This is a genomic window from Bradyrhizobium sp. HKCCYLS3077 (assembly GCF_051167555.1).
In the GTDB taxonomy this organism is placed as follows: domain Bacteria; phylum Pseudomonadota; class Alphaproteobacteria; order Rhizobiales; family Xanthobacteraceae; genus Bradyrhizobium.
On sequence record NZ_JBNPTH010000011.1, the window covers coordinates 35,397 to 56,133 of the forward strand.

Here is a 20,737-nt window from a genome sequence, read left to right on the forward strand (position 1 = left end):
GCACCCACGCAGGACCAGAATCTGGTGCAAAATCAGGATTTAACGGACAGACACAACCCGCACGCCCTCAATCCGGTACCGGCATTGCGCCGGTGCACGTCATGCACGATGACACGCTCACGCGCGCCGCTCCAGCCTCGCGGCATAAAATCCGTCGAGACCGCCGAGCCGCGGGTCCCGGTGCGGCAGATGGCAGGGTAGTGTTCGCAGATCGCCCGCCGCCGTCACGAGTTCGGCAAGCCCGGCCACCTCCGCGGGGGTGATGGGGATGCGCCGCAACTCGGCGCCGCCGGCGAGGGCGCTCTCGACCACCCGCTCGCCTTCCTCGGGCTCGAGCGAACAGGTGCAATACACCAGGATTCCGCCGGGCTTTAGCAGGCTGGCGGCCCGGGTCAGGAGCCGGGCCTGCAGGCCGGACAGCGCGGTGATGTCGGCCTCGCTGCGCAGCCAGCCGACATCGGGATGCCGGCGGATGGTGCCGGTCGAGCTGCAGGGGGCATCGAGCAGCAGGCCGTCGAAGCCGGCGCCGTCGGCCGGCTGCCATTCAGCCGCGTCAGTCACGACCGTCTCGGTCGTCAGCTGCAGCCGGGTCATGTTCTCCTTGAGCCGGTTCATCCGGGCAGGCGACCGATCCACCGCGGTGACGCGGGCGCCGGCATGGGCGAGCTGGGCGGTCTTGCCGCCCGGGGCGGCGCAGAGATCGGCAATGGTCTTGCCGGCGACGTCGCCGAGCAGCCGCGCAGGCAAAGCGGCTGCCGCGTCCTGCACCCACCATTGTCCTTCGGCGAAGCCGGGCAGCACCGTGACCGAGCCATGCAGCAGGGTGCGCACGGTGCCGGTCGGCAGCACCTCGCCATGCAGGCGCGAGGCCCAAGATGCCGGGTCGGATTTGACGGTGAGATCGAGCGACGGCTCCTGGCCGAGCGCGGCCGCGATGTCCTTGGCGGTCGCCTCGCCATAATGCGCGATCCAGCGCGCGAGCAGCCAGGGCGCGATGTCCAGCGGCTGGCCCATTGTGTCGTCGAGCAGCGCGGTGCCCTCGCGCGCGCAGCGCCGCAGCACGGCGTTCACCAGCCCGGCATACTTGGCGGCGCGGCGGTCGGCCTGGACCAGTCGGACCGACAGGTCGACGGCGGCGTGATCCGGCACGTCCATCCACAGGATCTGCGCCGCGCCGATCAGCAGCGCGCTCTGGGCGCGCGGTGCATCGGTCGGAATGCCGCGATCCAACAGCCGCGACAGCACGTTTCCGAGCGTGCCGAGCCGACGCAGTGTGGTCGCCACAAGGCGTCGCATCAGCGCACGGTCACGATCGGCGAGATGCTTCAGCCCGGGATGCGCACCGGTGCCGTCGAGCTGATCATCGAGGGTACGGTGCTTGTGCAGGACCCCGTCGATGACATCGGCGGCGATGCGCCGGGCGGCAAGGCCCGGAACTTCGGAAGGGGTCGCAAAACGCGGCGGAGGCATGCCTGGAGACTACTCGCGAAAGAAGAAAGGCAGTTCCGCGACGATCGGGGTGCATGCCATCAGCTTGCGGGACCTCTGCCACGGGAATATGCCAAATGTAAGAATCGGCTCTGCTTTTTTTAGACCTGTTTTATCGAGCGTGCTCACACGATCTGATGATGTCGGCAATGATCCGGTTCAATGGTGGAATGGTACGATGAGCGATGAGTCCTCAGGTAAGCCCGCTTTGACGCTGGTGGCCAGCAATGACGCGCCGCGCAAGCCGCTGAGCCCGGCCGCGCAGCGCGCGCTCGCCGAAGCGGAGGAGCGCCGGCGCCTTGCTGCCGAGCAGGCTGAGACACCGATGCCGAAGGAGCTGCAGGGCCCGAAGGGGCCGGAGCCGACCCGCTACGGCGACTGGGAACGAAAGGGCATCATCTCGGACTTCTGAGGCCATTGCTTGGAACGTGGTCCATCGTCAGAGATAGTGCTGGTTGCGCAGATAGCGCACGATCTGATCGGCGGCCGCGTCGGCCGAGAGAGTGTCGCCATCGATCGTGATCTCCGGCCGTTCGGGTGCTTCATAGGCTTGGCCTAGTCCGGTGAAGTTCGAAAGCTCTCCGGCGCGCGCTTTCCTGTAGAGGCCTTTGGGGTCCCGCGCCTCGCACCTCGCCAGTGAGGTGGCGACATGGATCTCGACGAATTCGCCGGCATCGAAGCGACGGCGTGCCATCTCCCGGTCGGCGCGGAACGGCGAGATCAGCGACACCAGCGTGATCAGGCCGGCGTCGACGAACAGCGCGGCGATCTCGGCCACACGGCGGATGTTCTCGACCCGCGCCTCCGGCGTGAAGCCGAGATCGCGGTTGATGCCGTGGCGGAGATTGTCGCCATCGAGCAGCGCACTGTGCCGGCCGAGCTCGCACAGCCGGCGGTCGACGAGGTTGGCGATGGTCGACTTGCCGGCTCCGCTCAGGCCGGTCAGCCAGAGCACGCAGGGCTTCTGCTGCTTGAGGCGGGCGCGCACCGATTTGTCGACCGTGAGCGGGTGCCAGCTGATCTCGGCAGGCCGTCGCAACGGCGCATCGATCAGCCCAGCAGCAACCGTGCGCCGGCTGAACGGATCGATCAGGATGAAGCTGCCCAGTGCGTGGCTGTCGCGGTACGCCTCGCAGACCAGCGGCCGGTCGAGCGCGATATCGACACAGCCGATCTCGTTGGCGTCCAGCGTCGCGGCGGCCTCATGCGCCATCGTCTCGATGCAGACGCGATGTTTCATGGCAGAGACCACGGCGCCGATCGACGATGTGCCCGATTTGAGCAAATAGCCGCGGCCCTGCCGCATGGCTTCGTCATCGAACCAGATCAGATGAGCGGTGAAGTGATCCGTCACCACGGGTGACGCACCGGAGGTCAGTACGTCGCCGCGGCTCGCATCGATCTCGTCGGCGAGCAGCAGCGTCACCGATTGCCCGGATACGGCCTGCTGCAGCCGGCCGTCGGCCGTGACGATGCCGGTGACGCGGCTGCGCCGCCCCGAGGGCTGGACGACGACAGGATCTCCACAGCGCAGCGTGCCGCTGGCGACACGGCCGCTGAAGCCGCGAAACTCCGCATGCGGGCGGTTGACCCATTGCACCGGAAAGCGGAACGGCCGGTCTGCGATGCCGTCGGACACGTCGGCCTGTTCGAGATGCTCCATCACGCTCGGCCCGACATACCAGGGCATGCGCGCGCTGCCGCCGATGATGTTGTCGCCGTCGCAGGCCACCACCGGGATGCATTGCACATCGCTGATCCCAAGCTGCTCGGCCAGGCTGCGGCAGGTGGCCGAGATGGTGGCGAAGCGTTCGGAGTCGAAGCCGACGAGGTCCATCTTGTTGACGGCCACCAGCACGTGACGGACGCCGAGCAAAGCGAGGATATGGCTGTGGCGGCGGGTCTGGCCGACGACACCCTTGCGGGCGTCGACCAGGACGAGCGCAAGGTCGGCCTGCGAGGCGCCGGTCGCCATGTTGCGCGTGTATTGGACATGGCCGGGTGTATCAGCGATGACGAAGCGGCGGCGCGGCGTGGCGAAGAACCGGTAGGCGACGTCGATGGTGATGCCTTGCTCGCGCTCGGCCTGCAGCCCGTCGACCAGCAGCGCGAAGTCCAGCGGCGGTCCGGCGGTGCCGGACGCCTTGCTGTCCAAGGTCAGCGCGTCGAGCTGGTCGTCGAGCAGCATCTTCGAATCATAGAGCAGCCGTCCGACCAGCGTGCTCTTGCCGTCGTCGACGCTGCCGCAGGTGACGAGACGCAGGGTCGGCTTGTCCTGCGCGTGTGTGCTGGCGGACGCCTGCGTCCGTCCGATTGTCGCGTGGTGCCCGGCCATCAGAAATAGCCCTCCACCTTCTTGCGCTCCATCGAGGCCGCGCTGTCGCGATCGATCACGCGGCCCTGCCGCTCCGAGGTGCGGGACGCCATCATCTCGCGCACGATCGCGGCGAGGTCTGCCGCCGTCGACGGCACAGCGCCTGTCAGCGGATAGCAACCGAGCGTGCGGAAGCGGACCGACCGCCATTCCGGCGTCTCGCCCGGCCGCAGCGGCATGCGTTCGTCGTCGACCATGATCAGCGCGCCGTCGCGCTCGACCACCGGCCGCAGACTTGCGAAATACAGCGGCACGATCGGGATGTTCTCGAGGTGGATGTAGTCCCAGACGTCGAGCTCCGTCCAGTTCGAGAGCGGGAAGACGCGCATGCTCTCGCCGGGCGCAAGCAGCGTATTGTACAGGTTCCAAAGTTCCGGCCGCTGGTTCTTCGGGTCCCAGCGATGCGTGATGCTGCGATGGGAGAAGATGCGCTCCTTGGCGCGCGATTTCTCCTCGTCGCGACGCGCGCCGCCGATGGCGGCGTCGAAGCCATGCATGTCCAGGGCCTGGCGCAGCGCCTGGGTCTTCATGACGTCGGTGTAGAGCGCAGAGCCGTGGACGAACGGATTGATGCGCTGGGCGAGCCCATCCGGGTTGACGTGCACCAGAAGCTCGAGTCCGAGCTCTCGCACGCGCTGGTCCCGGAACGCGATCATGTCGCGAAACTTCCAGGTCGTGTCGATGTGCAGCAGCGGAAACGGCGGCTTGCCGGGATGGAACGCCTTCATCGCCAGATGCAGCAGCACCGAGGAGTCCTTGCCGATCGAATACAGCATCACCGGCTTGCGAAACTCGGCCGCGACCTCGCGCAGGATGGCGATGCTCTCGGCTTCGAGCCGGCGCAGATGGCTGAGGGCTTGCGGCTGCGGTTCGGTCTCCGGCGGCCGGAATCTGGATGTCGTCGTCGCGGGTGCGCGATCAATGATCCCATTCATGCCGCCACTCCCGCACGCTCGCCGAACAGGCGCGACGATGCCGCGGCATTCAGGCCGAGATCGCCAATGCAGGCTGCCACCGAGGCGCGATAGACGTCGTTGACGCCGCAGCGCTCCAGCAGCTCCAGCTGAGCACTTGTCACCGCGCCTGTCGCGCGCGGCTGGAAGCGATAGGCGCTGTCGGAGGTGTGGAGATTGGGCACCTTGTAGATTGCGGCCTCGCTCGGGAAGATGACCCGGGCATTGCTCCCATGCTCCTGTCCCGGCTGTTGCCAGCTCGTCACCGCGTCTTCTGCGAAGCTTGCGGACAGGCCGAGGCGATCGAACAGCACGCGAACCGATGCGATCGGCTCCTTGCTGACTTCGTAGACGTAGTGCGTGACGGGAACTCCCTGCTGTCTCGCGTAGCTCGACACTCTTGCCGCGCTGAGGGCGGCGATGATGTAGTGCGCCAGCAAAGTATTTTCTGAGGCTCGCGAGATCAGCTTGTCCAGCCAGGACGCGAGCGCGCTCGCTGGCTCGCGATCGAGCGCGATCAGGTGGAGCCGGTGCGGCGGATACCCCGCATCGATCAGCAGCTTGAGCGGATTGAACAGGCTCTCCGCGATGACATAGGGGCCGATCGTCTCCTTGCTGAACAGATTCGGCTGGTCGGCGGCTTGCGGAATGATCCAGGGCGTGAGCGGCTGGCCGACCATCGCATCACGCAGCATGGCTTTCAGCGGTTGATAGTAGGACGGCATCCCGGTCATGCCGAACAGGTTACTCAGCGCGGTCGATCCGACCCTGGCCTTGCCGCAGGCGAAATAGAGCATCGGGAAGGCCTGCGCCGGGCGTCGCCGGAACGCCTCGGCAAGAGACTCCGTGACCTCGCGCATCAGCGTGTGCAGCGTCACGGTCCTGTTCTGGAAGGCGCCGACGGGCGTGAGCGACATGGTGTCGAGCGAGGAGTCTTCGGTCCTGATCAGAGCGGCCATCTCTGCAATGGACGCAGCCGAGTTCGTGTCGAGAAGCATGTGTCTGCTCCTGTCCTTGAGTTTCGAAAAAAGCTTGAGAATGTGCTTCGGGATGCAATGCGTGCGGGGCGCGATCGCGGGCGACCGCGCCGGTCGATCAGGCGGCGCGCACGGTGTCGAGGAATCGCTCGACCTCCACCTTGAGATTGCTGCTCTGGAGCGTCAGCGAGCGCGCGGAGTCGAGCACTTGGCCCGAGGCCGTTCCGGTGGCGCTGGCGCCCCGGTTGACCTCGGTGATCCGCTGCGCGACCTCCGCCGTGCCCTTGGCGGCTTCGCCGACATTGCGGGCGATCTCGCGCGTCGCGGCGCCTTGTTGTTCGACGGTGGCGGCGATGGTCGCAGCGATGTCGGAGATCTGCGTGATGGTCGCGCCGATCTCCTTGATCGCGGCGACCGACTCCTGTGTCGCTGCCTGCATCCCGGCGATCTGCGTGCCGATGTCCTCGGTGGCCTTGGCGGTCTGCGCCGCGAGCGCCTTGACCTCGCTCGCGACGACCGCGAACCCGCGGCCGGACTCGCCGGCGCGCGCGGCCTCGATGGTCGCATTCAGCGCCAGCAGGTTGGTCTGCTCGGCGATCGCGGTGATCAGCTTGACCACATCGCCGATCCGGCCCGCGGCCGATTGCAGCTCGTTGATGCGGCCGTCGGTGCGCTCGGCCTGCCTGACCGCCTCATTGGCGATGCGGCTGGAATCGTGGACCTGGCGGCTGATCTCGGTGACCGAGGCGCTCATCTCCTCGGTCGCCGAGGCCACGGCGCCGACATTGGTCGAGGCTTCCTCCGAGGCTGCGGCGACCATGCTGGACAACGACTGGGTCTGGTTGGCGGTGCCCGAGAGTGTGCCCGCGGCGCCTTCGAGCTGATGCGCGGCTGACGATACGGTGGTGACGATGCCGCCGACGGCTGCCTGGAAGGCGTCCGCGAGCTTCATCATCTCCGCCTTGCGCCTCTCGGCCGCGATCTTTTCCTGGTTCTTCTGGTCCTGCTCCATCTGCTCGATGCGGATCAGATTGTCCTTGAAGGTGCGGGCCGCGCGCGCATTGTCGCCGACCTCGTCACCCCGCTGCGTGTAGGGAATTTCCACCGCCTTGTTGCCGCCGGCGAGCTCGAGCAGAACGTCGCCGACGCGCCGGATCGGACGGGCGATGGTCAGCGACGAGAACACCGCCGAGCCGATCAGGATCAGCACCACCAGCGCGCCGACCAGGATCGCGACGTTGCCGACGCGCTCCATCTCGGCTGACAGCTGGCTCTGCCGGAGCGACAGCATGTCGGTCGCGATCTTGACGCCTTCGCCGAGACGCTTCCTGATCTCCTGGTCTGTCGTGACCACTGTCTCGTCGAAGATGCGCCGGCTGGCTTCGTCGGCCTTGAAGTAGTCCAGCGCCGCCGCCTTGAACGCGGTCGCGATGCTGATGAGCTCGTCGATGCCAGCCTGGATGTCCTTGTTGTTGGTGAGCTCGCGGGACTTCCCGAGATCGGCGAGCAGCGTCTCCAGCCCCGCGGTCACGACGTCGCGCTGCGCCGGATCCGCGTTGGTCCCGTAACGCCAGCTCGCCGCGTTGATCGACGCCATGGCGGCATCGGCCGTGCGCAGCTCCGATTCGATGCTGAAATGCACGGGGGAGGCGAGCAGGCTGGGCAGGCTCGTCAGCTTGGGAAAGCTGCGCTTCCAGGCATCGAAGGCCTGGCTGCGGGCCGCGGTCTTGGCAAGCACCTCGCCGCGCGCCTTGGCGAAATCGGCTCCGGCTGCGGCGGATTTGTCGATGGCTTGGCGAATCTCCGCGTACAGCTGCTGCGCCACGGCGCGGGTCGCGCGCTGGCGGGCGGCTTCCACTTCACTGCCGGCCGCCGCGAGGTTGGTCTGCAGCGCCTGCAGGCTGCTCTGCAGCCGCTCAGGCGTTGCGGCGCGGGCGATCTCCTGCTGGTTGAGCTGCGCGCGCAGCAGCGCCGCATCGGCCCCTTGCGCGTTGGACTTGTTGGCCATGTTGATCACGGCGAGGCGAGTCAGCTCGGCGATCGATTGATTGCCGACGATTTGGTTGGCCAGCATGCCCGCGACCAGGATCACACCGATCCCCGCCGTAATCCCGAGCTTTGTCCCGATCTTGAAATGTAAGCCGAACATTCCCACTCCCCAGAGTTGTATCTGGGTAGTAGGCTCAACCAAGATTAAAGAAGATATAAATACCTCAGGCCGTACAACTACAGGTAAAAAGTTCCCGTCGGGAACCGCAGAGAGGGAACTCTATTCTACGGCTGCATATCCCCTGCATCGGCCGGGCATTCTTCAGCGCGTCACCACCACCTTGGTGCCGATCGACACCCGCTCGTAGAGGTCGGTGATATCCGTATTGAGCATGCGGATGCACCCATAGGAGACAAAGCCGCCGACCGAGCCCGGCACGTTGGTGCCGTGGATCGCGTATTCGCCGCCGGCCAGCGTCATCGCCGCGACGCCCATCGGATTCTGCGGCGAGCCGCCGGCAATGACGTCGGGAATGTTCGGCTTGTCGCGCTTGACGTCCGCCGGCGGCGCCCAGGCCGGATATTTGTATTTGCCGTCGATCTTGGTGGTGCCGGCCCATTGCCGGCCGGCCTTGCCGACGCCGACCGTGTAGCGCATGGCGTGGGTGCCATCGAGCACCAGATAGAGCTTCCGCTCGCCGGTCTTCACGACGATCGTGCCGGGCGAATAGTCGCCGGCGATGGGGACCAGTTCGGGCCGGGCCGACGCTGTCCCGATGCCCGCCATCGTGATTGCGATTGCCGCGGCGGCCATCGCGGCCGCCTGCCTGATCGTTCCAGTCCGCATTGCCATCCCCTCACCTGATCGCGTTCGGTGCGCGCTCCAGCCCGAGCGCTCGGATGGCTTGAGGAAAGGAAAACTTCGCCTGCGAGTAAATGACCTGAAAACAACACTCCCGCGGAATTTCGCCGCGGGAGCGCCACAATGTCGGTAATTGGGGTGGAGCGCGCCTACGCCTGCTTGCGGTTCTGCCGGTGCTGGACGAGGTCGTCGACCACGCCGGGATCGGCCAGCGTGGAGGTGTCACCGAGGCTGCCCGGCTCGTCCTCGGCGATCTTGCGCAGGATGCGGCGCATGATCTTGCCGGAGCGGGTCTTGGGCAGGCCCGGCGCGAACTGGATCTGGTCGGGCGAGGCGATCGGGCCGATCTCCTTGCGCACCCAGGCGACGAGCTCCTTGCGCAGCTCCTCGCTCGGCGTCTCGCCGGCCATCAGGGTGACATAGGCGTAGATGCCCTGGCCCTTGATGTCGTGGGGATAGCCGACGACGGCGGCTTCCGAGACTTTGGCATGCGCGACCAGCGCGCTCTCGACCTCGGCGGTGCCCATGCGGTGGCCGGAGACGTTGATGACGTCGTCGACGCGGCCGGTGATCCAGTAATAGCCGTCGGCATCGCGGCGGCAGCCGTCGCCGGTGAAGTATTTGCCCTTGTAGGTCGAGAAGTAGGTCATCTCGAAGCGGGCATGATCTCCATACACGGTGCGCATCTGGCCCGGCCAGGAGCGGGTGAGGCAGAGATTGCCGGTGCACTCGCCTTCGAGCGGGACGCCGTCGGCGTCGACGATCTCCGGCACCACGCCGAAGAACGGCCGCGTCGCCGAGCCCGGCTTGAGCTTGGTCGCGCCCGGCAGCGGCGTGATCAGGATGCCGCCGGTCTCGGTCTGCCACCAGGTGTCGACGATTGGGCAGCGGCTGTCGCCGACGACGCGGTGATACCACTCCCAGGCTTCCGGATTGATCGGCTCGCCGACCGAGCCGAGCAGGCGGAGCGACGCGCGCGAGGTCTTCTTCACCGGCTCGTCGCCGCCCTGCATCAGCGCGCGGATCGCGGTCGGGGCGGTGTAGAAGATGTTGACCTTGTGCTTGTCGATGACGTTCCAGAACCGCGAATTGTCCGGATAGTTCGGCACGCCTTCGAACATCAGCGTGACAGCGCCGTTGGCGAGCGGCCCATAGAGAATGTAGCTGTGGCCGGTGACCCAGCCGACATCGGCGGTGCACCAGTAGACGTCGCCGTCGTGATAGTCGAACACGTATTGATGCGTCATCGACGCATAGACCAGATAGCCGCCGGTGGTGTGCAGCACGCCCTTGGGCTGGCCGGTCGAGCCCGAGGTGTAGAGGATGAACAGCGGATCTTCCGCATTCATGTGCTCGACCGGGCACTCGGTCGTCACCATCTCCGCGGCCTCGTGGTACCAGAGGTCGCGCGTCGGGTTCATCTCGACCTTGCCGCCGGTGCGCTTGACCACCACGACCCAGTCGACATTGTCGACCTTGTTCAGCGCCGCATCGACATTGGCCTTCAGCGGCACCTTGCGGCCGCCGCGCAGGCCTTCGTCGGCGGTGATCACGACCTTGGAATCGCAATCCTTGATGCGCTGCGCCAGCGAGTCCGGCGAGAAGCCAGCGAACACGACGGAGTGGATGGCGCCGATGCGGGCGCAGGCCAGCATCGCATAGGCCGCCTCCGGAATCATCGGCAGGTAGATCGTGACGCGGTCGCCCTTCTTGACGTTGCGGTTGCGCAGGATGTTGGCCATCTTGCACACTTCGTCATGCAGCTCGCGATAGGTGATGTGCTTGGACTGCGAGGGATCGTCGCCCTCCCAGATGATCGCGGTCTGGTCGCCGCGGGTGGCGAGGTGGCGGTCGATGCAGTTGTAGGCGGCGTTGAGGACGCCGTCCTCGAACCATTTGATCGAGATGTTGCCGGGGGCGTAGGAGACGTTCTCGATCTTGGTCGGCGCATGGATCCAGTCGACGCGCTTGGCCTGCTCGGCCCAGAAGCCGTTCGGGTCCTTGATCGAGCGCGCGTACATCTCCTGGTACTTGGCGTCGTCGACAAAGGCGCGTTTCGTCCACTCGGCCGGAACGTCGTAGATCTTCTCGGACATTTCACACCCTCCGCATGCGGCCTGCCGTGGTCCAGCGCAGGCCGTCGTTGTTCCCACTATGCGTCCCCGTAACCGGCGGCGACAAGGCAGGACAAGTAGAACCTTCGGCGGGGAAGCGGTCTGCGCAGGATCAAAGATTTGTGCGCGGAGGTTGCGACAGCGTCGGCCGCACTGTTGGTGATCGTGCCAGCCGATCGTCAAGGTTACCCCGAATCGGGCACGGTTGCGGTATCAGGTAGCCGATTTGCCTGAATTTAGGGACTCGCCATCCGCGTCCTGACGCCCTAAATCGCCTGGAAGCTGTGGATAACCCGGTCGGAACCAAAACGACGGCCGGGGCATTGAGCGGATAAGACCGGCGGCAGGGCGTCTAAGACAATGATGGACCAGCAGAATTTCGAGAGCTCACGGGTCGGCCCGGCCGACGCCGAGGTCGCGCTCGCAAAGGCGCTGGGCCAGTGGCCGCCCAAGCCGGGGCGCCGCAAGCTCACGCTCAAGGACCTGGCCCACGCCAAGACCGCCAATGCGCAAGGCTCCGCCAAGACGACGGTCGAGGAACTGGCGAAACGTATCGGGCTGAAGCTCGGCGATCAGTCGGAGCTGACGATCCGCCGCATCAAGCGCGGCAAGAGCTACACCTTCATCCGCGCCAACGGCACGCAGATCCGCCACGCCGGCACGATCCGCCGGCTGCACGCGATGGCGGTTCCACCGGCCTATCGCGAGGTGCGCTACGCCGCCGATCCGAGCTCGCATCTGCAGGCGGTCGGCATCGATGCCGCCGGGCGGCTGCAATACCGCTATCACACCGATTGGGAAAAGGTGCGCGAGCATCGCAAGGCGCATCGGCTGGCCAAGCTGGTCGGCGCGCTGCCGCGCATCCGCCGCGCCGTGTCCAAGCATCTCGGCAGCGAGGAGCCGACGCGCGAGTTCGCGCTGGCTGCCGTGATCGAGCTGATCGCGCGCACCGCGATCCGCCCCGGCAGCGAGTCCTATGCGCGGCTCAACGGCACCCGCGGCGCCGCGACGCTGTTAAAGTCGAACGTTCTTCTCGAAGACGACTGCCTGGTGCTGACCTTCAAGGCCAAGGGCGGCAAGGCGGTGCGCAAGGAATGCGATGCCGCCAAGCTGGTCCGCGCCGTCCGCATCCTGCGCGGCCTGCCCGGTCGCCGCATGTTCCAGTATCGCGACGCGCAAGGCGTGGTGCGTGCCGTATCGACCACACAGGTGAACGCGTTCCTGCGCGAGATCGCCGGCATCAAGATCTCGGCCAAGGATTTCCGCACGCTGATGGCGTCAGCCGTCGCGCTGGAGACGCTGTCGCGGATCACGCCGGCGGCCAGCGCGCGCGGCCGCAAGAAGCAGATTTTGGAAGCGATCCGCGCCGCCGCCGACGAGCTCACCAACACGCCGGCGATCTGCCGCAAGAGCTATGTGCACGATACCATCGTGACCGCGTTCGAGGACGGCATTCTCGAACGCTTCGCCGCGACCATGAAGGGCCAGCGCTCGCAGACGAAGCGCGAGCAATTGCTGGCGCAGGTGGTGACGGCCGTTTCGGCCTGATCTCGCGCAGCAACTAGGCCTGGCAGCGCGGGCCGATTTTCGCCGACGCTAGGAAGCGCGCGATCGGATCGAGCTGCTTGCACGGCACGGCCGCGCTCCTGGCAACTTGAGGATTGCGCTTGGCGGGCCGCAGCACGGCCGCCTTGGCCGGCACCTTGGTTCGGCGCGTCACAGCTGCGCCGCGCCCATCGACACGCACGGACTTCGACACCAGCGGCAGACGCGCGGCGTCGTTCAGTTCGAACGGCTGGGTTTCAAAACTCCGATCGCTCTCGCTCAGCGTATCAACGCCGGGAACGGGTTCGCGGATCAGCGCCGACGTCGTCTCGCCGGCCAGGTCGCGATCGATGTCACCGGGCGTGACCGCCGCCAGCACCATCTTCGTTGCAAGCAAGCAGCAGATTATCACGAGGCAGAACCCCGCAATCCAGATCGTTCTGTTCACTGTTGGAAACCCCCGCCGATCGCGCCGGACAGTGCAGGACATCCCCTTCCCGCAGCCGGCGCCGTGACGACCAATCAACCTTAAGAAAGTCTTACTCGCAATGTTTTCGGCAGCTTCGGCCAGGCCCGGCTGGCATCGTAGTTAATGGCCGAGTCCTCGCTGTGACCATCGGCCAATGGCCGACACCGTGCTGATGAGTTCAGCGGTCTGCGACATTCCGGCGCGCGACATCTCGGTCAATGAGTCGGCGAGACGATCTCGATGCCCCGAGGTTTCACGGATCACGTTAAATTTTGCCGCGAAACTCGCATCCCGAAGCACGCGTAGCTCGGCCCGACACGACGCAAGAGCACGAAGCTCTGAACCGCATCGGTGTCGCCGTCGAACTCATCACGCGGCCCTGCCGCGCCATCTTTAGGGAGCTACCCATGTCCAAGCGCATTGCCTTCCTCGCTGCCGCCGCCTTCAGCGCGCTGTCGCTGACCTCGATCGCCATCGCGCCCGCGAGCGCCGAGGAGAAGACCGTGATGGTCGGGGGCGCGGCGATGTATCCGTCGAAGAACATCATCCAGAACGCGGTGAACTCGAAGGATCACACCACGCTGGTCGCCGCGGTGAAGGCCGCCGGCCTCGTGCAGACGCTGGAGGGCAAGGGCCCGTTCACGGTGTTCGCGCCGACCAATGCCGCCTTCGGCAAGCTGCCGGCCGGCACCGTCGACAACCTGGTCAAGCCCGAGAACAAGGCGACCCTGACCAAGATCCTCACCTATCATGTCGTGCCCGGCAAGCTCGAAGCCGCCGACCTGAAGGACGGACAGGTGCTGAAGACGGTCGAGGGCGAGCAGCTCACCGTGAAGCGTGACGGCAAGACCGTGATGATCATGGATGCGAAGGGGGGCTCCTCGACGGTCACGATCTCGAACGTCAACCAGTCGAACGGCGTGATCCACGTGATCGACACCGTGCTGCTGCCCGCGTCCTGATCGCGCGAGGAAACACCGGTCGCATCCGTTTCTTCCTCCTCCTCGCGGATGTGACCACGAGCGAGCCGGGCCCACCCCGGCTCGCTTTTTTGTGAGCGCCATCGCTCCGAAAGCATCGATTTGCCGGTTTGAGCGCGTAACGGCCGGCCTTCGTTTGGCGTATATCTGCCTGGAACCACCCCGAACCACCGAGCCCGCCATGTCCAGCATCGCCGCCACCGATCAGACGATCAGCACCGAGAAAGCCAAGGTGATCCAGCCTGCCTGGGTCCGCGTCATGCACTGGATCAACGCCGTCGCGATGATCCTGATGATCATGTCAGGCTGGCAGATCTACAACGCCTCGCCGCTGTTCGACTTCCGCTTCGACCGCAGCATCACGCTCGGCGGCTGGCTCGGCGGCGCGCTGCTGTGGCACTTCGCCGCGATGTGGCTGTTGATGCTCAACGGCCTCGCTTATCTCGTCACCGGTCTTGCCACCGGCCGGTTCCGCCGCAAGCTGCTGCCGGTCTCACCCTCCGCCGTCATCGCCGACATCAAGGCCGCGCTGACCTTCAAGCTGTCGCATGCCGATCTCACCGTCTACAACGCGGTGCAGAAGCTGCTCTACCTCGGCATCATCCTGGTCGGCATTGTCGTGGTGCTCTCGGGCCTGTCGATCTGGAAGCCGGTGCAGCTGCACTGGCTGGTCACGCTGTTCGGCGACTATCCGGCGGCGCGCTACGTTCATTTCGTCTGCATGGCGCTGATCTGCGCCTTCCTGGTCATCCACATCCTGCTCGCGCTGCTGGTGCCGAAAAGCCTGCGCGCGATGATCATCGGCCGCTAAGGGGAGACTGCATCATGGCCAAGCGTCCGTTCCTCATTCCCGGCGTCGACAAGCGGCTGCTGATCAAGGATTCGATCAAGGCGATGCCCGATCTCACCCGCCGCCGCTTCTTGACCGGCGGTGCCAGCCTCGGCGCGCTGACTCTGCTGACCGGTTGCGACGTCGTCGACGGCGACAGCGCCGAGGAGCTGCTCAAGAAGGTCTCCAAGTTCAACGACGCCGTGCAGTCCTGGATCTTCAATCCCGACGCGCTGGCGCCGACCTTCCCGGAGAGCGCAATCACAAAACCGTTCCCGTTCAACGCCTACTACACGCTCGACGAGGCGCCGGAGATCGATGCCGCCGACTGGAAGCTCGAGGTGCGCGGCCTCGTCGACAACAAGAAGTCGTGGACGCTCGAGGAACTGCACGCGCTGCCGCAGGTCAAGCAGGTGACCCGCCACATCTGCGTCGAAGGCTGGAGCGCGATCGGCTCCTGGACCGGCACGCCGCTGCGCGACTTGCTCAAGCTGGTCGGCGCCGACACCCGCGCCAAATATGTCTGGTTCAATTGCGCGGATTCCCAAGGCTACAATTCGCCGCTGGACATGCGCACCGCGCTGCATCCGCAGACCCAGATGACGTTCAAATTCGCCGACCAGATCCTGCCGCGCGCCTATGGCTACCCGATGAAGATCCGCGTCCCCACCAAGCTCGGCTTCAAGAACCCCAAATACGTCGTCGCGATGGAAGTCACCAACGACTACAAGGGCGGCTACTGGGAGGACCAGGGCTACAATTCGTTCAGCGGGAGCTGAGCGCTTTTGCCAGATAGAATCGCGATCGCCGCCACGCCCTCCGCTGTCGTCCCGGCCTTGAGCCGGGACCCAGACCCACAGGGAGTGGTTTGAGGCCGGCAGGTCATTGGCATTTTGCCCATGACATCCGCCGCGGCGTATGGGTCCCGGCTCAAGGCCGGGACGACACCGTTGGTGAGGCGCGGTATGTGGCCTTCAGCTTGCCCTGCATCGCGGCCATCACCGCGCCGAGCAGCAGCAGCGCCGCCGAGACGTTCAGCGCGTAGGTCAGGCTGCCCATCGCATCGGTGATCGCGCCGACGGCGAACGGGCCCAGGGTCTGGCCGACGCCGAACGAGATGGTCAGCGCCGCGATCGTGCGCGGCCAGGCGCTTTGCGGCAGGTTGAAGCGCACGAATGCCGTCGTTGCGGTGGTCACCGTCGAGAACGCGATGCCGAACACCGCCGCCGACAAGGTCAGCATGGCCGGCGAATGGCTGAGCGAGGGCAGGGCGGCGCCGATCGCATTCACCGTGAGGATCAGCGCCGTCGGCCAGCCGCCGCGATCCAGCGCCAGCACGCGGCGCCACACCCAGGGCGTGGTGAAACCGGCCAGCCCAATCAGGCACCAGAAGCCGGATTGCGCCGCGGCGCCGCCGCCGAGATCGCGCACATAGGCGATCATGAAGGTGAGATAGGCGATGTAGCCCGCGCCATAGAGGAAGTAGCCGAACAGGTAGATCGCCATCGGCCGCAGTGACACACGGTCGGCGCGCGTCTCCGGCATGGCGGCGTTCGATGGCAGCCGCATCAGCATCAGCGGCACGATCAGCACCACGCTGACGCCGGCGAGCACCGCCCACACGATCCACCATGAGCCCGGCCCGAAGGCCTGCAGCACGAACGGCGCGATCAGGCCGGAGACGACGATGCCGAGCGGAGGCCCGGCATAGAACAGGCTGAGCACGAAGCTCGCCTGCGCCGGCCGTGCCAGGGCGACCCGCGCCGCCAGCGCACCGCCGACGACGAGCGCCACGCCGGCGCCGATCCCCGTCACCAGGCGTGCCACGCTCAACGCGACGAAGTCGCCCGTCATGGCGCAGACCATGAGCGACGCCAGAGCCGCCACCGTGCCGCCGCGCACGGCGGCCAGCCCGCCGAACCGCCGCGCCGCCTGCGACGCGATCAGCGCGCCGATCAGGTAGCCGGCGGCATTGACCGTGTTCATGAAGCCGGCCGCCGAATACGACCATTGCAGCGTGTCGCGCATGTCCGGCAGCACCAGTGCATAGGCGAAGCGGCCGATGCCGAGACCGATGATGGGGCCGAGCGACAGCGTCAAATTGGTCAACGCCGGGTGGCCCGGAGTCGAGGCGGAGGGTGAGTTTGGCAAGAAATGCTCCGGCGCGGCGAATGTCCGGCAATTCATGCTGTCCGGCTGCCATTTCAGAGCACCGTATAGCCTGGCGCCGCGCGACAGAAGACGGGCAGCGGCAATGGTGGCTTGCCAACCACGCAGGAGGGCTTTAGCACTCCGCCGATTTTGCAACTCTCGTCGTTGCCGGGCTGCCGTCCCCGATCCATCGGGGCGAGCCGGCAATCCAGCCCAGAGATGATGGAGGCCCGGGTTCAGGCCCGGGCATGACAAAAGCCCTACGAGGACAACGACCATGGCGACCCAGAAGCTCCTGCTGCTGCCCGGCGACGGCATCGGCCCCGAAGTGATGGCCGAGGTGAAGCGGCTGATCGGCTGGCTGAACGGCAAGGGGCTGGCCTCGTTCGAGACCGAAGAGGGCCTGGTCGGTGGCTCCGCCTATGACGCGCACGGCGCCTCGATCTCCGAAGCCGACATGGACAAGGCCAAGGCGGCCGACGCCATCATCTTCGGCGCCGTCGGCGGCCCGAAGTGGGACGGCGTTCCCTATGAGGTGCGCCCCGAGGCGGGCCTGCTGCGCCTGCGCAAGGATCTCGGCCTGTTCGCCAACCTGCGTCCCGCCGTCTGCTATCCGGCGCTCGCCGACGCCTCCAGCCTGAAGCGCGAGATCGTCGAGGGTCTCGACATCATGATCGTGCGCGAGCTCACCGGCGGCGTCTATTTTGGCGAGCCGAAGACCATCACCGATCTCGGCAACGGCCAGAAGCGCGCCGTCGATACCCAGGTCTACGACACCTATGAGATCGAGCGCATCGCCCGCGTCGCCTTCGACCTCGCGCGCAAGCGCAAGAACAAGGTGACGTCGATGGAGAAGCGCAACGTCATGAAGTCGGGCGTGCTCTGGAACGAGGTCGTCACGGCCGTCCACGCGCGCGAGTACAAGGACGTCACGCTCGAGCACCAGCTCGCCGATTCCGGCGGCATGAACCTGGTGAAATATCCGAAGATGTTCGACGTCATCGTCACCGACAACCTGTTCGGCGACATGCTCTCGGACATCGCGGCGATGCTGACCGGCTCGCTCGGCATGCTGCCGTCGGCCTCGCTCGGCGAGGTCGACGCCAAGACCCACAAGCGCCGGGCGCTGTACGAGCCGGTGCACGGTTCGGCGCCGGACATTGCAGGCCGAGGCCTCGCCAACCCGATCGCGATGCTGACCTCGTTCGGCATGGCGCTGCGCTACTCCTTCGACATGGGCGCGCTCGCCGACAAGCTCGACGCCGCGATTGCCGCCGTGCTGGCGAGCGGCCTGCGCACGGCGGACATCAAGGCCGAGGGCTCGACCCCGGCTTCGACCACGCAGATGGGCGAGGCGATCATCAAGGAGCTGGAGAAGCTCACGGCGTAATCGGCCGGATGCTCATTTGAGCCGAGCTATTTCCGCGCGGACGCTCTGCTCCCCTCCCCCTTGCGGGGAGGGGTCGGGGGTGGGGGTCCCCACCCAGTGAGCTCCGCTTGGGGCAACGGCTCATCTTTCCAAATCAGTCATCGTCAGTCGTCACCTCGATGCGTTTCGTTCGCAGGCGCATCCGCGTCTCGTTCTCGCGTGGACTCATCGGCCGCATCGCCCGGAGACCCCCACCCCCGACCCCTCCCCGCAAGGGGGAGGGGAGCGCACCGTCGCTGGGAATGCAGCTCGATCAACTCATTAGCACGGGCTCGAACGCGCCTTCTTGCGAGGCGCAATGTGGGCCGCCCGCCGGGCAAATCAGGTCGTTGTTTTGCGCGATTGGCGTCGGCAAGCACGCTCGATCGCCGATTTTTCAGCTGAGAATCCGCGGCGCCGAAAAACTGATTTCGCCCGCGCCATCAATCGGCTGAGCCCGGCCGCCCCGCTGAAGCCAAAAATTCCTCTTTCGCGTTTCCAGAATTCATGTTTCTCTCCTCTCATCCCGCTTCGCCACAAGGGGCGTTTCGCGATCGTCACGAGGCGTGAGGCGGGGATGCGGTGGCCGTGAGGGCGCGCAGCATGTCCTTGAGGGATGTGCGGACGAACGAGGCTCTTGCGGACGTGAAGCTGCGTGGTCCTGGCGCCCCGATGCTGGCGTCAAGTCGCGGCGATGCCCTGGTGCATTACGCTGACGACGGTGGCTAACAGGCCGGACACCGGGGAGAGCGCAGAGTAAGCGTGAAAACCATCGCGCAGGGAGGGCCGGGTCGAATCCGGCTGTACCTGTGGTTCCTGCCGCCTGCATTGTTTTTCGCAGGCGGGCCACGGGCCTCAGCCGAGGCCCGGCCTTCCCTGCGCCCTTGTTGTCGATAGGGGCGGCGAGAGCAGCAACACTCGGACGCGATGAGCGGGTGCGAGGATGCGTTTGCTTGAATGCGTGTCCTTGATGTGTGTCCTTGAAGCGTGTCCTTGAAGCGTGTCCTTGGCCTCTCGATCGTCATGCCCGCGAAGGCGGGCATCCAGTACGCCGCGGCCCTTCGAGGGATCACGGCCGTCTCTGGAAACAAAAAAGCCGGGCGAAAGCCCGGCCTTGGTGATCGGATGATGCCTCAGCCCTCAGTAGGGGATCGGAATCCGGGTCGGATAGCCGCCGAGATCGGACGGCGCCATCAACGGCTGGCGGTCGATCGGGCGGTTGAGGTTTTCGCGGGCGAACGACGGATAGCCGATGGCCGGCGGATAGGCGTAGTCGGTGTACTTGCGCTCACCGGGCAGCACTTCGGTGCCGCCGTCGAGGAAGGAGCGGCGGGTGATGTAGATGCGGGTGCGCGGGCCGGACTGGTACGAGTAGTTCGGGCCGTTGGAATAAACCGCCGCGGCGCGGCGCTTGGCGGGAGCGGCTTCAGCGGAGGTGACGGCAACAGACGTGACGGCAAGACCGGTCGCGGCGATCACCGCCAAGGCCATGACCCGGGTCGCAGCAGAAAATTGAATCATCACGTCCTCTTCCTCGCGCCAAAAGGGGCGGGCGCTCGCCATGCGCATGATTTGGCCAGCACAATATCTGGGTCGGCTGTGGCATCACAAGGTCATTCCCGCGACCTCAGGGAAGATAAATTCCGGCTGTGGCGGGAAAGTTGCATCAAAATCCGTCACTTGGCGGCTGATGCGGTCCCTGGGGCGCGGCGCAGCAACACCCCGCAACAACAAGACGCAGGCAGCCATTCACAGCGCGCCGCGCAGCCTCGGATTGGCGGGAGACGTCACCCAGTCGCCGGCCGTGGTCGTCACCGCCGGACCATCGCAGCCGCCGCGGCGCTGATCGGGGCCCATGAACAGCTGGCTCAGCGCCCGATCCTGGTCGGAGGCCAGCAAGGTCAGCCGGTTGAGCATGCAGCCCACCATCGCGCGGCGCGCCGGCATCGTCACGCCCTGGCACGACCATCCAGAGATGCGCAGGGCCGGTTCGGCGATGGTCTTGAGGAAGCCGAGGCAGGCTCCGGCGCCTTCGGGCGCGCCGGCCTGCCGCACCAGGCTGACCGGTCCGAACCGGCTCTCGACCACGCCGGCGGTCTCGAGGTCGGACGCGGAGTTGCGTCCCATCCGGGTTGCGAGATCGGCGCGAGAATCCTGCGGCGGATCGCGCTCCGGGCCGAAACGGTAGATCTCGAGCTCGGCCGCCGGCCGATCGGCCGGCTCGCCCCAGCGCAGCACGTCCTTGCGGCCGCCCGAAGGATGGGTGAGCACGGTGTAGGTGGCGGTCTTGTCGGGCTGGTCGGTCAGGCGCAGCGAGAAGGCCGGCACCGCGCCGTCGGCCAGCGTCCAGCCGGCGCGGCCGGACGGAATGTCCTCGCCCGCCTCGAGATGGTTCCAGCCGGCCACGCCGAGCATGGCGATCAGCGCCAGAGCCCCCACATAGGCGAACAGGCGCGCGAAGGTGCCGCAGACCTCGTCCGCGAAGCTCGTGAGCCCCTGCAGGACGGATGCGGAACGCGTGGTGGCGGCTGTTCTGGCCGAATCGGGATGCATCGAATGCGAGACGTCGTGGTAACGTTGTGTCAGGGACGTTTCTCG

The 20,737-nt window shown here is 66.2% G+C and carries 17 protein-coding genes; 6 read left to right on the forward strand and 11 right to left on the reverse strand.

Going from position 1 to position 20,737, the window contains the following annotated elements:
• Positions 1-117 precede the first annotated feature (117 nt).
• Positions 118-1,470, reverse strand: a complete 1,353-nt coding sequence (locus ACQR0Z_RS32510) for an RsmB/NOP family class I SAM-dependent RNA methyltransferase (RefSeq protein WP_434921355.1) — start codon at positions 1,468-1,470, stop codon at positions 118-120.
• Between the two features lie 196 nt (positions 1,471-1,666).
• Here ACQR0Z_RS32510 and ACQR0Z_RS32515 point away from each other — a divergent pair, with 196 nt between their 5' ends.
• Positions 1,667-1,900, forward strand: a complete 234-nt coding sequence (locus tag ACQR0Z_RS32515; protein WP_434857829.1) for a DUF1674 domain-containing protein — start codon at positions 1,667-1,669, stop codon at positions 1,898-1,900.
• Between the two features lie 27 nt (positions 1,901-1,927).
• Here the strand turns inward: ACQR0Z_RS32515 and cysC are convergent, their stop codons facing one another.
• From cysC to acs, 6 genes are all read right to left on the reverse strand, one after another.
• Positions 1,928-3,823, reverse strand: a complete 1,896-nt coding sequence (gene cysC / locus ACQR0Z_RS32520; protein ID WP_434921356.1) for an adenylyl-sulfate kinase — start codon at positions 3,821-3,823, stop codon at positions 1,928-1,930.
• Positions 3,823-4,797, reverse strand: coding sequence for a sulfate adenylyltransferase subunit CysD (gene cysD, locus ACQR0Z_RS32525; protein ID WP_434921357.1), 975 nt, complete (start codon positions 4,795-4,797; stop codon positions 3,823-3,825). Before cysD ends, cysC begins: the two co-directional genes overlap by 1 nt.
• A complete protein-coding gene (locus ACQR0Z_RS32530) occupies positions 4,794-5,813 on the reverse strand; it encodes a sulfotransferase family protein (RefSeq protein ID WP_434921358.1) in 1,020 nt (339 codons plus the stop codon). The genes cysD and ACQR0Z_RS32530 overlap by 4 nt, the downstream gene beginning before the upstream one ends.
• Before the next feature lie 97 nt (positions 5,814-5,910).
• On the reverse strand, positions 5,911-7,941 hold the full coding sequence (locus ACQR0Z_RS32535; protein WP_434921359.1) for a methyl-accepting chemotaxis protein: 2,031 nt from the start codon (positions 7,939-7,941) through the stop codon (positions 5,911-5,913).
• A gap of 162 nt (positions 7,942-8,103) precedes the next feature.
• Positions 8,104-8,628 carry a L,D-transpeptidase gene (locus tag ACQR0Z_RS32540; RefSeq protein ID WP_434877660.1) on the reverse strand — a complete coding sequence of 175 codons (525 nt, stop codon included), beginning with the start codon at positions 8,626-8,628 and terminating at the stop codon, positions 8,104-8,106.
• Between the two features lie 164 nt (positions 8,629-8,792).
• Positions 8,793-10,739, reverse strand: a complete 1,947-nt coding sequence (gene acs, locus ACQR0Z_RS32545; protein WP_434921360.1) for an acetate--CoA ligase — start codon at positions 10,737-10,739, stop codon at positions 8,793-8,795.
• Positions 10,740-11,117: 378 nt separating this feature from the next.
• Here acs and ACQR0Z_RS32550 point away from each other — a divergent pair, with 378 nt between their 5' ends.
• Complete coding sequence (locus tag ACQR0Z_RS32550; protein ID WP_434921361.1) at positions 11,118-12,305, forward strand: DNA topoisomerase IB; 1,188 nt, start codon at positions 11,118-11,120, stop codon at positions 12,303-12,305.
• A gap of 13 nt (positions 12,306-12,318) precedes the next feature.
• Here the strand turns inward: ACQR0Z_RS32550 and ACQR0Z_RS32555 are convergent, their stop codons facing one another.
• The gene (locus ACQR0Z_RS32555) at positions 12,319-12,684 is read right to left on the reverse strand and encodes a hypothetical protein (protein WP_434921362.1); all 366 of its coding nucleotides are present in this window, start codon (positions 12,682-12,684) and stop codon (positions 12,319-12,321) included.
• A gap of 494 nt (positions 12,685-13,178) precedes the next feature.
• On the opposite strand from ACQR0Z_RS32555, the gene ACQR0Z_RS32560 reads away from it, so the two are divergent.
• The 3 genes from ACQR0Z_RS32560 to ACQR0Z_RS32570 all read left to right on the forward strand — a co-directional run bounded on the left by ACQR0Z_RS32560 (position 13,179) and on the right by ACQR0Z_RS32570 (position 15,359).
• Positions 13,179-13,733, forward strand: coding sequence for a fasciclin domain-containing protein (locus tag ACQR0Z_RS32560; protein WP_434857820.1), 555 nt, complete (start codon positions 13,179-13,181; stop codon positions 13,731-13,733).
• Between the two features lie 199 nt (positions 13,734-13,932).
• Entirely contained in the window at positions 13,933-14,562 is a 630-nt protein-coding gene (locus ACQR0Z_RS32565; protein WP_434921363.1) for a cytochrome b/b6 domain-containing protein, read from the forward strand.
• Positions 14,563-14,576: 14 nt separating this feature from the next.
• Positions 14,577-15,359: a molybdopterin-dependent oxidoreductase gene (locus ACQR0Z_RS32570; RefSeq protein ID WP_434921364.1), complete on the forward strand. Its 783-nt coding sequence runs from the start codon at positions 14,577-14,579 to the stop codon at positions 15,357-15,359.
• 151 nt (positions 15,360-15,510) lie between these two features.
• Here ACQR0Z_RS32570 and ACQR0Z_RS32575 read toward each other — a convergent pair whose 3' ends face one another.
• Positions 15,511-16,731 carry a YbfB/YjiJ family MFS transporter gene (locus tag ACQR0Z_RS32575; RefSeq protein WP_434921365.1) on the reverse strand — a complete coding sequence of 407 codons (1,221 nt, stop codon included), beginning with the start codon at positions 16,729-16,731 and terminating at the stop codon, positions 15,511-15,513.
• A gap of 277 nt (positions 16,732-17,008) precedes the next feature.
• Between ACQR0Z_RS32575 and leuB the strand changes: the two genes are divergently transcribed.
• Entirely contained in the window at positions 17,009-18,121 is a 1,113-nt protein-coding gene (gene leuB, locus ACQR0Z_RS32580; protein ID WP_434857816.1) for a 3-isopropylmalate dehydrogenase, read from the forward strand.
• 1,158 nt (positions 18,122-19,279) lie between these two features.
• Here the strand turns inward: leuB and ACQR0Z_RS32585 are convergent.
• Positions 19,280-19,660, reverse strand: coding sequence for a hypothetical protein (locus ACQR0Z_RS32585; RefSeq protein WP_434860411.1), 381 nt, complete (start codon positions 19,658-19,660; stop codon positions 19,280-19,282).
• Positions 19,661-19,888: 228 nt separating this feature from the next.
• A complete protein-coding gene (locus ACQR0Z_RS32590) occupies positions 19,889-20,692 on the reverse strand; it encodes a hypothetical protein (protein ID WP_434921366.1) in 804 nt (267 codons plus the stop codon).
• Positions 20,693-20,737 lie beyond the last annotated feature (45 nt).

Coding starts and splice junctions, on each gene's coding strand:
- ACQR0Z_RS32510 (WP_434921355.1), bottom strand. CDS start 1,470: ATGCCTCCGCCGCGTTTTGCGACCCCTTCCGAAGTTCCGGGCCTTGCC.
- ACQR0Z_RS32515 (WP_434857829.1), top strand. CDS start 1,667: ATGAGCGATGAGTCCTCAGGTAAGCCCGCTTTGACGCTGGTGGCCAGC.
- cysC (WP_434921356.1), bottom strand. CDS start 3,823: ATGGCCGGGCACCACGCGACAATCGGACGGACGCAGGCGTCCGCCAGC.
- cysD (WP_434921357.1), bottom strand. CDS start 4,797: ATGAATGGGATCATTGATCGCGCACCCGCGACGACGACATCCAGATTC.
- ACQR0Z_RS32530 (WP_434921358.1), bottom strand. CDS start 5,813: ATGCTTCTCGACACGAACTCGGCTGCGTCCATTGCAGAGATGGCCGCT.
- ACQR0Z_RS32535 (WP_434921359.1), bottom strand. CDS start 7,941: ATGTTCGGCTTACATTTCAAGATCGGGACAAAGCTCGGGATTACGGCG.
- ACQR0Z_RS32540 (WP_434877660.1), bottom strand. CDS start 8,628: ATGCGGACTGGAACGATCAGGCAGGCGGCCGCGATGGCCGCCGCGGCA.
- acs (WP_434921360.1), bottom strand. CDS start 10,739: ATGTCCGAGAAGATCTACGACGTTCCGGCCGAGTGGACGAAACGCGCC.
- ACQR0Z_RS32550 (WP_434921361.1), top strand. CDS start 11,118: ATGATGGACCAGCAGAATTTCGAGAGCTCACGGGTCGGCCCGGCCGAC.
- ACQR0Z_RS32555 (WP_434921362.1), bottom strand. CDS start 12,684: ATGGTGCTGGCGGCGGTCACGCCCGGTGACATCGATCGCGACCTGGCC.
- ACQR0Z_RS32560 (WP_434857820.1), top strand. CDS start 13,179: ATGTCCAAGCGCATTGCCTTCCTCGCTGCCGCCGCCTTCAGCGCGCTG.
- ACQR0Z_RS32565 (WP_434921363.1), top strand. CDS start 13,933: ATGTCCAGCATCGCCGCCACCGATCAGACGATCAGCACCGAGAAAGCC.
- ACQR0Z_RS32570 (WP_434921364.1), top strand. CDS start 14,577: ATGGCCAAGCGTCCGTTCCTCATTCCCGGCGTCGACAAGCGGCTGCTG.
- leuB (WP_434857816.1), top strand. CDS start 17,009: ATGGCGACCCAGAAGCTCCTGCTGCTGCCCGGCGACGGCATCGGCCCC.
- ACQR0Z_RS32585 (WP_434860411.1), bottom strand. CDS start 19,660: ATGATTCAATTTTCTGCTGCGACCCGGGTCATGGCCTTGGCGGTGATC.
- ACQR0Z_RS32590 (WP_434921366.1), bottom strand. CDS start 20,692: ATGCATCCCGATTCGGCCAGAACAGCCGCCACCACGCGTTCCGCATCC.